Origin of the sequence: Cellulomonas sp. ACRRI (genome assembly GCF_022346185.1) — a bacterium.
GTDB lineage: Bacteria > Actinomycetota > Actinomycetes > Actinomycetales > Cellulomonadaceae > Cellulomonas.
Genome location: NZ_JAKRMS010000045.1, coordinates 23,023 through 29,471 on the forward strand (window position 1 = coordinate 23,023; position 6,449 = coordinate 29,471).

The window sequence follows — 6,449 nt, forward strand, 5'->3', positions numbered from 1 at the left end:
TGTGTCGCGGTCTCGCACGGTGGCACCGGGGGCCGGGTGCGGTCCTGGCCGCTGCGCGGACCCCGGTCGCATCATGGCGGGCGCCGCCCGTCCCGCGGAAGGGGCGGGGTGTGCTGGCCGGGGCGGCCCCGCGGGAGGATGCTGGGTGCAGGGCGACCGGCCCGGACGCGAGGAGGCGCACCATGGACGCGGCGACGGCACGGCGGCAGGGCGACGGCGGGGGCGACGCCCCGAGCACCCCCGAGTACGACGCGTTCGGGCCGTGGGTGGACCCGGTGCGCACCGCCGAGGAGGTCCCCCCGCTGTACCGGGACCACCCGGTGGATCTCGCGGGCAGCCGGCTGGTGCTCAAGGTGCCGCGGGACATCGCGCGCCGGGACGCCACCCCCGAGATGGACCTCTACGACCACCTGCTGGTCCTCGGCCCCGACCGGTTCACCGCGCTGAGCCGCCGGACCGGCGGCGACGCCGCGGCCCGCGGGCGCGGGGCGAGCCGCGGGGCGGCCACCGGCCGCGGCTACGACGTGCGCGAGGTGCCCTACGACCAGGTGGCGGCCGTCGGGACCAGCGTCGACCTGCTGGACGGCCGACTCACCGTGCGGGCGCTCGCGGGCCCGTCGGTCGCGGTGCGGTTCAGCGGCTCCTCCGCCGACGTCGTGGAGGGGTTCGTCGACACGCTGCGCACCCTCGCCTGGCCCGTGCCGACGACCGGCGACCCGGCGCCGCGGGACCCGACGGCGGGCGGCCCGGGGCTGGGGAGGCTGGACCGCCGCGCGCTGGGGGAGAAGGAGATCGGCCTCGTCTCGGCGTACCGGGAGGTGGCGGACCGCGAGCCCGGGCTGCGGGCGCTGGCGGCGCACCCGCGGCGCACGGTGGTGCCGCGGCGCGGCGGCCTGACCCGCGTGCTGCACGTGCTGCACCCCATGACGGTGCAGGCGGCCGTCGTCGCCTCCGACGGGCGCGAGCTCCAGCTGTTCGGCCGCCGGGCGTGGCTCGCGCGCGGCCGCACGCCGGTGAACTCCGAGTCGCGCCTCGTGCTGCCGCTGGACCGGCTGACGGAGGTGCGTGCAGCGGAGCACCCCGGGTACGCGGACCTGGTGGTCGTGACGCTCCGGGCCGGGGACGCGGCGATCGACCTGCCGGTGCCCGCGGGATCGGACGCCGAGCGGGTGCTGACGGGCCTGCTGCGCTGACGGACGCGGCGGGCCGGGGCGGCCCGCCGTGCGGACCGGGCCCGCCGTGCGGACCCGGCCGGCCGGTGGCAGCGTGGCCGCATGAGCGAGCAGATCCCCGACAGCTTCGACCCCCAGCAGCCCGACCTGCCGACCCTCGACGTCGACCCGGACCCGCTGCCCGACGACCACGAGGGCGAGGCGCCGGTGCGCGACGACCCGGAGGGCTGACGCGGCCGCGAGAGCCGCCCCCGGCCGCGGACCGCGTCCCGCGGGCGCGCGTGGCCCGGTGACCCCGCCGGGCCGGCGGACGCCGGCCCGGCGGGACGGTGCCGCCCCGGCAGCACCGCGCGGCGCGCCCCTGCGCGTCGGTCAGGCCGCCAGGGCGCGTGCCTTGAGGCGGCCGAACTCCTCGGTGTCGATGACGCCCTGGTCCAGCAGCGCCTTGGCGTCGGCGATCTCGTCGGCCGGCGACCTGCCGGCCGTCTGCCGGATGTACGCGTCGGTCTCGCGGCGCGCGCTCGCGATCGCCGACGCGTGCCGCTCCGCCATGCCCCGCCCGCGGGCGATGACGTAGACGAGCATCGACAGCCACGGCACCACGATCAGCGCGACGATCCAGAGCGCCTTCCACCAGCCGCTGAGGTCGCGGTCCCGGAACAGGTCGCCGCAGATCTGCCACAGCAGCACGAGGTAGGCGACGAAGAGGAACCACCAGATCATCAGCCAGAACCAGTCCCAGAAGTCGTTCACGGTCCCACCCCTCGCTCGAGCCGCGGCCGACCGCGTCCGTGACCGGCCGGTGACCACGCTGCCGGGCCGCGACCTGCGGCGTCACACCCGCCAGGGGTGAGCCGGGGCCCGACTACCCGCACCGGGTGAGGCCCGCCCTCGCGCGGCGCGGCGACCGTGGTCGAGGGGCGCCGCTGGGCGCCCGGCGGCGACGGGCGGGGACATGACGACGACCGAGGTGCCGGCGCGGGAGTGGCACGCCGCGACCGTGGCGGAGACGTGCGCGGCGTTCGGGGTCGACCCGGCCCGCGGGCTGACGGCGGCCGAGGCGGCGGACCGGCTGCGCGAGCACGGGCCGAACGCGCTCGCGGAGGAGAAGCCGGAGCCGAAGTGGCGGGCCTTCGCCCGGCAGTACGCCGACCTGATGCAGCTGGTCCTGGTCGGTGCCGCGGTGGTGAGCGTGGTGGCGCTGCGCGACCTCGGCACCGGGCTGGTGATCCTGGCGCTGACCGTGGTGAACGCGCTGATGGGGCTGCACCAGGAGGGCAAGGCCGCCGAGAGCGTGGCGGCGCTGCGCACCATGCTGGTGATGACCGCCCGCGTGCTGCGGGACGGGCAGGTGCTCCAGGTGCCGGCCGAGCAGCTCGTGCCCGGCGACCTCGTCCGGTTCGAGGCGGGGGACAAGGTCCCGGCCGACGGCCGGCTGGTGGTCGCCGCGTCCCTCGAGATCGAGGAGGCCGGGCTCACCGGCGAGAGCACCCCGGTGCCCAAGTCCGTCGACCCGGTGACCGGCGACGCCGTCCCGCTGGGGGACCGCGTCGACATGGCCTACATGAACGCCCAGGTCACCCGGGGCCGCGGTGAGATGGTGGTCACGGCGACCGGCATGGCCACCGAGGTCGGCCGGATCTCCGGGATGCTCAGCGCGGTCGAGACCGACGAGACGCCGCTGACCCGCCAGCTCAACCGGCTGACGGTGATCATCACGCTGATGGCCGCCGTCGCGCTGGTCCTCGTGATCGTGCTGGGCCTGGCGCGCGGCGAGGACTTCGACACGCTGTTCCTGGTCGGCATCAGCCTGGCGGTCGCGGCGATCCCGACCGGGCTCCCGGCCGTCGTCACGATGCTGCTGTCGCTCGGCACCCGGGAGCTCGCGGGCGCCGGGGCGATCGTGAAGCGGCTGCGCTCGGTGGAGACGCTGGGCGCGACGTCGGCGATCTGCTCCGACAAGACCGGCACGCTGACGCTCAACCAGATGACGGCGCGCCGCCTGGTGCTCGCCGGCCGCCGGTACGGCGTGGACGGCGAGGGCTACGCGACGACCGGGCGGATCCTCGCGACCGGCGGCGGCCCCGAGGTCCGGCTGGAGCCGTTCCTGCTGCCGATGGCGCTCGCCAGCGACGCGACGGTGCGCGACGGCGACCTGGTCGGCGACCCGACGGAGGGCGCGCTGGTCGTGCTCGCCGCCAAGGGCGGGCTGGACGTCGAGGAGACCCGGCGCGCCTACCCGCGGGTGGCCGAGGTGCCGTTCGACGCGGCGTACAAGCTGATGGCGACGTTCCACGACGTGGAGACGCCTGTCCCCGCCGTGCGCTGCTACGTCAAGGGCGCGCCCGACGTGCTGCTGGCGCGGGCCACGCACTACCGGGACGCCGACGGCAGCACCCGGCCGATCGGCGACCTGCGGGAGCGGGTCGAGGCGGAGAACGACGCGCTGGCGGGCGAGGGCATGCGGGTGCTCGCGCTGGCGCAGAAGGACGTCGGGCAGGCGGACCTCGCCGGCGAGCTGCTCGACCTGGTCGACGGGCTCGAGCTGCTGGCGCTCGTCGGGATCGTGGACCCGCCGCGCAAGGAGGCCCGGGACGCGATCGCGGCGTGCAAGGACGCCGGCATCCGGGTCCGGATGATCACCGGCGACCACGTCACCACCGCGGCCGCGATCGCCGGGCAGCTCGGCATCGAGGGCCGGGCGCTCACCGGGGCCGAGTTCGCCGCCATGCCGGACGAGCGGCTGGAGGCCGAGGTCGACGAGATCGGCGTGGTCGCGCGCGTGGCGCCGCAGGACAAGGTCCGGCTGGTCGACGTGCTCAAGCGGCGCGGCCAGGTGGTCGCGATGACCGGCGACGGCGTGAACGACGCGCCCGCGCTCACCCGGGCCGACATCGGCGTGGCCATGGGGATCACCGGCACGGAGGTGACCAAGGACGCCGCCGAGATGATCCTGACCGACGACAACTTCGCGACCATCGTCACCGCGGTGGAGCGCGGCCGCGGGCTGTACGACAACCTCATGCGGTACATCCGGTTCCAGATGGTGGTGCTGGTCGGGTTCATCCTCACGTTCGTCGGCGCCGGGATCTTCACGGTGGCGGCCGGCGTACCGCTGTCGCCGCTGCAGATCCTGTGGATCAACTTCGCGATCGACGTGGTGCTGGCGATCGGCCTCGGCTTCGACGCGCCGGCCTCCGACCTGATGCGCCGGCGCCCGCGCGCCGCGGACGCCCCGGTGCTGGGGCGCGCGCTCGGGGCCCGGCTCGCCGTCGACGGGGTGCTCGTCGCCGTGGCCGTGCTGCTGGTCGTCGCCTGGGCCGAGCCGCGGTACGGGCTGCTCGTCGCCACCACGATGGGGCTGACCGCGATGTCGCTCGTGCACGTGGTGGTCGCGGCGGAGTGGCGGGACCGGTTCCGCAGCGTGCTGCGCGCCGAGACGGTGGCCAACGCGCGGTTCGTGACCCTGGTGCTCGTGGTCCTCGGGCTCACGGTCCTGGTGACCTCGATCCCGCTGCTGCAGCGGCTGTTCGGCACCACGAACCTGACGCCGCAGCAGTGGGGCGTGTGCCTGCTGGCGGTGCTGGGCTACCTGGTCGTGGCCGAGGTGCTGCGCTGGGGCGCGCGGCTGGCGGCGCACGGGGGCGGGGCGGAGGCCGCGGCGGGCGCCGTGGGCGCCGCACCGGCGGGCGCCCGGGGCCGGTGACCGCCCCGGCCGAGGCGCTCGGCCGCACGGAGCGCCGGCTGGCGGTGCTGCTCGCGCTCGCGATGTTCGTGCTCGTCGTGGACACCTCGCTGATGAACGTGTCGATCTCCGCGGTGGTGCGCGACCTCGGCACCACGGTGAGCGGGGTGCAGTCCGCGATCGCGCTCGAGGCGCTCGTGTCCGCCGCGTTCATCCTGGTCGGCAGCAAGGTCGGCGACCTGGTCGGGCGGAAGCGGGCGTACGTCCTCGGGCTGCTCGGCTACGCCGTCGGTGCCGCCGCCATGACGTTCGCGCAGAGCCTCACGGCGGTGATCGTGCTGTGGGCGGTCGTCGGCGGGCTCGGGGCGTCGCTGCTGCTGCCCGCGATGCAGTCGCTGGTCCACGGCAACTTCACGGGCACCGCGCAGAAGAAGGTCTACGCCTTGGTCGGCGCCGCCGCCTCGATCGCCGCGGCGGTGGGGCCGCTGCTGGGCGGCTTCATCACCACGTACCTGTCCTGGCGGGTCGCCTTCGGGCTCGAGCTGGTGGTGATCGTCCTGGTGCTGTCCGGCATCCGGCTCGTCCGGGACGTCCCGTACACCGGGTCGCGCGAGGTCGACGTCGTCGGGGCGCTGCTGTCCGCGGCCGGGATGGGGGGCCTCGTGCTCGGCGTGCTCGCCTGGCAGGAGGGCGCCGAACGGGTGGGGCTGCTGCTCGCGGTCGGGGTGCTCGCGCTCGCGGGCCTGGCCGGGTGGCTGGTGCGGCGGTCGCGGCGCGGGCACGCGGTGCTCATCGACCCGGGGCTGTTCCGCGCGCCGCGGTTCCGGATCGGCGTCTCCCAGCAGCTGCTGCAGCAGGTGGCGCTCGGCGGGGCGATGATCGCGCTGCCGATCTTCCTGCAGATGGTCCTGGAGTACGACGCGATGGCCGCCGGCCTGTCCCTGGCGCCGCTCTCGCTGAGCATGTTCGTCGTCGCGCTGACCATGAGCAGGCGGGCCGGGCGGTGGCCGGCGCACCGGGTCGTGCTGGGCGGGTTCCTCCTGCTGGTCGCGGGCGTCGCCGCGCTGCTGCCGGTCGTGCCGCGCGCCGGGTCGGGGTGGGCGCTCGCGGCGCCGCTGGTCGTCGCGGGGTGCGGGCTGGGGCTGCTCGTCTCGCAGCTCAACGACTACACGCTGTCCCCGGTGTCCGAGGAGCGGGTCAGCGAGGCGGCGGGCGTGAACTCGGCGGGCGGGTCGTTCGGCCTGTCGTTCGGGCTCGCGCTCGCGGGTGCGGTGCTGCTCGCCACGCTCTCCGCGGGGTTCACCGCCCAGGCGCGGGCGAGCGCGGTGCTGGCGCCGGCGGACCAGGAGCGCGTGGCGGCGGCCCTCGACGAGGACGCCGAGCTGATGAGCACCACCCAGCTGGAGGCGCTGCTCGCGGACGAGCCGCCGGCGGCCGCGGCCGAGGTGGTCCGGATCAACGAGGAGGTGCGCCCGCGCGCCCTCCAGGTCGCGCTGCTGGTGCCGCTGGTGGCCGGCGCCCTGGGTGCGGCGAACGCCCTGCGCATGCGCCGCGCGGCCGCCGCACCGCCCCCGGCTGCCTGATCTCCCGCC

At 76.2% G+C, this 6,449-nt stretch carries 5 protein-coding genes; 4 read left to right on the plus strand and 1 reads right to left on the minus strand.

What is annotated here, in order from left to right; translation table 11 throughout:
• Positions 1 to 182: 182 nt before the first annotated feature.
• Positions 183 to 1,193 carry a hypothetical protein gene (locus tag MHY85_RS10215; RefSeq protein ID WP_239196010.1) on the plus strand — a complete coding sequence of 337 codons (1,011 nt, stop codon included), beginning with the start codon at positions 183 to 185 and terminating at the stop codon, positions 1,191 to 1,193.
• Between the two features lie 81 nt (positions 1,194 to 1,274).
• Positions 1,275 to 1,403, plus strand: a complete 129-nt coding sequence (locus tag MHY85_RS10220) for a chromosome partitioning protein (RefSeq protein ID WP_239196012.1) — start codon at positions 1,275 to 1,277, stop codon at positions 1,401 to 1,403.
• A gap of 141 nt (positions 1,404 to 1,544) precedes the next feature.
• On the opposite strand, the gene MHY85_RS10225 is transcribed toward MHY85_RS10220, so the two are convergent.
• Positions 1,545 to 1,925, minus strand: coding sequence for an SHOCT domain-containing protein (locus tag MHY85_RS10225; RefSeq protein WP_239196014.1), 381 nt, complete (start codon positions 1,923 to 1,925; stop codon positions 1,545 to 1,547).
• A 202-nt stretch (positions 1,926 to 2,127) separates the two neighbouring features.
• Here MHY85_RS10225 and MHY85_RS10230 point away from each other — a divergent pair, with 202 nt between their 5' ends.
• Positions 2,128 to 4,878, plus strand: coding sequence for an HAD-IC family P-type ATPase (locus MHY85_RS10230; RefSeq protein WP_239196016.1), 2,751 nt, complete (start codon positions 2,128 to 2,130; stop codon positions 4,876 to 4,878).
• 62 nt (positions 4,879 to 4,940) lie between these two features.
• Positions 4,941 to 6,440, plus strand: a complete 1,500-nt coding sequence (locus MHY85_RS10235; protein ID WP_239196026.1) for an MFS transporter — start codon at positions 4,941 to 4,943, stop codon at positions 6,438 to 6,440.
• Positions 6,441 to 6,449 lie beyond the last annotated feature (9 nt).

Excerpts from the sequence above, each read along its gene's own strand:
- MHY85_RS10220 (WP_239196012.1), top strand. The coding sequence starts at position 1,275 with ATGAGCGAGCAGATCCCCGACAGCTTCGACCCCCAGCAGCCCGACCTG.
- MHY85_RS10235 (WP_239196026.1), top strand. The coding sequence starts at position 4,941 with ATGTTCGTGCTCGTCGTGGACACCTCGCTGATGAACGTGTCGATCTCC.
- MHY85_RS10215 (WP_239196010.1), top strand. The coding sequence starts at position 183 with ATGGACGCGGCGACGGCACGGCGGCAGGGCGACGGCGGGGGCGACGCC.
- MHY85_RS10230 (WP_239196016.1), top strand. The coding sequence starts at position 2,128 with ATGACGACGACCGAGGTGCCGGCGCGGGAGTGGCACGCCGCGACCGTG.